Source organism: Azospirillum formosense (assembly GCF_013340925.1).
GTDB classification, from domain to species: domain Bacteria; phylum Pseudomonadota; class Alphaproteobacteria; order Azospirillales; family Azospirillaceae; genus Azospirillum; species Azospirillum formosense.
Genome location: NZ_WHOR01000437.1, coordinates 1 through 2678, shown reverse-complemented (window position 1 = coordinate 2678; position 2678 = coordinate 1). Strand labels below are relative to the sequence as shown.

The 2678-nt window shown below is 73.4% G+C and carries 3 protein-coding genes; all 3 read right to left on the bottom strand.

Going from position 1 to position 2678, the window contains the following annotated elements; genetic code table 11:
- Positions 1 to 12: 12 nt before the first annotated feature.
- Positions 13 to 879: an NAD(P)-dependent oxidoreductase gene (locus GBZ26_RS28685; protein WP_174441710.1), complete on the bottom strand. Its 867-nt coding sequence runs from the start codon at positions 877 to 879 to the stop codon at positions 13 to 15.
- Positions 880 to 982: 103 nt separating this feature from the next.
- Positions 983 to 2101, bottom strand: a complete 1119-nt coding sequence (locus GBZ26_RS28680; RefSeq protein ID WP_174441709.1) for an NnrS family protein — start codon at positions 2099 to 2101, stop codon at positions 983 to 985.
- Positions 2098 to 2475 carry a winged helix-turn-helix transcriptional regulator gene (locus GBZ26_RS28675; protein WP_174441708.1) on the bottom strand — a complete coding sequence of 126 codons (378 nt, stop codon included), beginning with the start codon at positions 2473 to 2475 and terminating at the stop codon, positions 2098 to 2100. Before GBZ26_RS28675 ends, GBZ26_RS28680 begins: the two co-directional genes overlap by 4 nt.
- Positions 2476 to 2678: the final 203 nt, after the last annotated feature.

Sequence of the window (2678 nt, the reverse complement as noted above, 5' to 3'; positions counted from 1 at the left end):
TGACATGATTCCTCAGCCCTCCTGCGGGTTGCCGGCCAGCCGGTCGAAGATCCGGACGAGCGCGCCGTCGCCCTCACGCCCCAGCCCCACCGCGGCGGCCATGGTGAAGAGTTGCAGGGCGGAGGCGGCCAACGGGGTCGGAACGGTCATCCGCCGCGCGGCGTCCATCACGCTGCCCAGGTCCGTCCCGACGATGCCCAGCGGCCGTTGCGACGGGATGTGGAAGGGACCGGCGGCGATGATCTCGGCCAGCCGCTGCGGATCGACCCCGGCGCGGACGCCGAAGGCCGTGGCCTCCGCCACCGCGGCGGCGTGGATGCCGGTCAGCATCTGCTCCACGGCCTTCACCGCGGAGCCCTGTCCGTGTTCGGTGCCGACGCGGTGCAGCGTGCCTGACGCGGCGGCGATCAGGTCGGCCGCCCGCGCGAAGGCGTCCTCGGGGCCGGAGGCCATGACCACCATGCGCCCTTCCGCCGCACGCACCGGGCCGCCGCCGACCGGGGCGTCCAGCATCAGCAGGTCCCGTTCGGCGAGGCGTCGCCCGACCGCGGCGGCCATGTCCGGCGGGATGCTGGTGGACAGGACGACCACGCCGCCCTTCGCCAGGGTCCCGGCCACCCCCTCGGCGCCGAACAGCACCTCCTCCGCCTGCTCCGCCGTGGCGACCAGGACGATGACGCGGTCCACCCGGCGCCCGACGTCGGCGGGGGAGCCCGCGGCCTCCCCGCCATGGGTGACGAGGCTCATGCATTTGGCGGCGTCGAGGTCGCAGCCGACGACCCGGAAGCCGGCGCGGAGCAGCGACAGCGCCACCCCCATGCCCATGGAGCCGAGCCCGACGACGCCCGCGCTGCGGACCGGTTCCAATGCGTCGCTCATGATCCCCCCTGCGGACGCGTCCGCGTCTCCCCATGGCCCGTTAGCAATGGCCGTTGCGTCGGAGTGTCGGGGGCGCGGCGGGGAGCGTCAAGTGGTGGATGGCTCAGGCCCGTATCCGCTTCGGCACGCGCAGCAGCACCCACAGCACCAGCAGATGCGCTCCCATCCAGGCCAGCGCCGCCGCGGGCATCAGCAGGTCCGGCGCCGTGCTGGCCGCGGCGACGCGCAGCGCGGCGGCCAGCCCGACCAGAGCGATGGCGGCGGTGGCGGGCCGGGAGAAATCCGGGGGCAGCGCCTCGCGCTGCAAGGTCGCGCGCACCATCATCGAGGCGGCCAGCGTGCCCAGCGCGCCCGCGCCGATCACGTGCCAGCCCGCCCCGCCGGTCAGCGGAGCCAGCCGCTCCACGCCGAGGAACAGCCAGCCGAGCCCGAGCCAGCCGTAGCCCAGATGCAGGCTCCACAGGTCCGGACGCTTCAGCACGGCGCCCGTCCGCCAGCGCGCCAGACGCGCCCAGGCCGTCACCCCGGCCAACACCGCGCCCGCCGCCCCGATCCATGGCAGCGGACCGGTCGTCATCCCGACGGCCACGGTCAGGGCGGCCAGAACCGCGCCCGCGACGCCCGCCCATTCCAGGCGCGGCTGCACCCGCTCCACCAGCGCCCCGCCCTGCTTGCGCAGTTCGCCCGCCGTGGCGGAGGGGATGATGCGCCCGCCCATCACCAGCATCAGAATGCCGACGAGATGAAGCGCGAACAGCGCGCCCGTCCGCCCGCCGTCGCCGCCCCACCAGACCAGCGTCTCGGCCAGCGCGAAGGCGCCGATCACCGGGCCGAACAGCAGGTTATGGCCGCTCTTGGCGGCGCGAAGGAAGGGCACGCCGGCGATCGTGAACAGCGCCACCGGATAGGCCAGCGCCAGCGGCGCCGCGATCTCCGGCGGCAGGCCGCCCAGCACCGCCAGCCGCCCGGCCAGCCACGCGGCGAAGGCGACGGCCAGCGCCATCCCGGACGGCCGCGTCAGCAGAAAGCCGCCGACCACCGCCAGCGCGTAGCCCATCAGCATCTCGTGCGCGTGCAGCGCCGGCGTCCAACCGATGCCGAGCCATCCGAAATAGCCGGCCACCCACAGCGGCACGCTGAGCGCCCCATAGAGCGCGGCGGCGGGGAAGAACAGGCGGTGCCCCCACGGGCGCTGCGGGGGAGGCGGAACGAAGGCGCTCATGCGGCGGCGACAGCGGAAGCGGCGGTGGCAGAGGCGGCAGTGGGGCGCAGATGCTCCTCGCCCCAGGCCTTCAGCGCCAGGATGATCGGCTCCAGGCTCCGCCCGCGCGGCGACAGGCTGTATTCGACGCGCGGCGGCACCTCCGCATAGACGGTGCGGACCAGCAGCCCGTCCGCCTCCAGTTCGCGGAGCTGGGTGGTCAGCATGCGCTGGGTAACGTTCGGGACGCGCCGGCGGATCTCGTTGAAGCGCAGCGTGCCGCTCAGCAGGTGGTAGAGGATCAGCCCCTTCCACTTGCCGCCGATGAGGGCGAGGACACCCTCCACCGGGCAGCCCGGCGAGCAGTCCAGGTTGGCGTGCGGGACGCGGGCCATGACGGTATCCTTTTCGACACTATGTGCGTTTCATGTGCATTCTTGCGCCCCGGTGCTGCAAGGCGCAAGTCTGTCGGCAGAGCACAACACGCCGCAACAAGCACCCCACAACAAGCACAAGGACTTGAGGCCATGCGCGCCGTCGCCTTCAGCCAATCCCTGCCCATCGACGCCCCCGACGCCCTGATCGACGTGGAGCGTCC